Below are 519 nucleotides of genomic sequence, written 5' to 3' on the forward strand. Positions count from 1 at the left end.
CTGCGGGAACTCCGCCACCGCCTTGGTGCCCAGTACGACGTAGGCGAGCCCCCGGTAGAGCGTGAGCGTGCCGATGGTGACGGCCAGCGACGGCAGTCCGAGGCGGGTGACCAGCAGCCCGTTGATCAGCCCGGCGACCGCGCCGACGACGATCAGCAGCGGGACGATGGTCTCGATCGCCCAGCCGGCGTCCCACAGCGCGCCGAACACCGCACTGGACATGCCCAGCACCGATGCGACGGACAGGTCCACCTCCGCCGCCACGACCAGCAGCGTCATCGGCAGCGCGATGAGCGCGATCTCCGACAGGTCGTCGAGCGCGAACGACAGGTTGTCGCTCGTGGCGAAGTCGGGCGTGCCGAGGGCGCCACCGATGAACACCACGATCAGCAGGGCGGTGACGATGACGTCCCAGCGGATGAGGCGCGTTCGGAGAGCCGGGGCGGTCTTGGCGGATACGTCAGGCGCCATGGCGGGCGTTCCTCCTTCGCAGCGCGCGGGTGACACGCAAGGACAACA

Annotated in this window: 1 protein-coding gene; it reads right to left on the reverse strand. The window is 69.6% G+C overall.

What is annotated here, in order from left to right; genetic code table 11:
* Positions 1-471: ABC transporter permease (locus ABEA10_RS49750; RefSeq protein ID WP_425551071.1), on the reverse strand; the 471-nt coding region annotated here is incomplete at its 3' end.
* Between the last annotated feature and the right edge of the window lie 48 nt (positions 472-519).

This window comes from Actinoallomurus oryzae, from assembly GCF_039541955.1.
Taxonomy (GTDB): Bacteria; Actinomycetota; Actinomycetes; order Streptosporangiales; family Streptosporangiaceae; genus Actinoallomurus; species Actinoallomurus oryzae.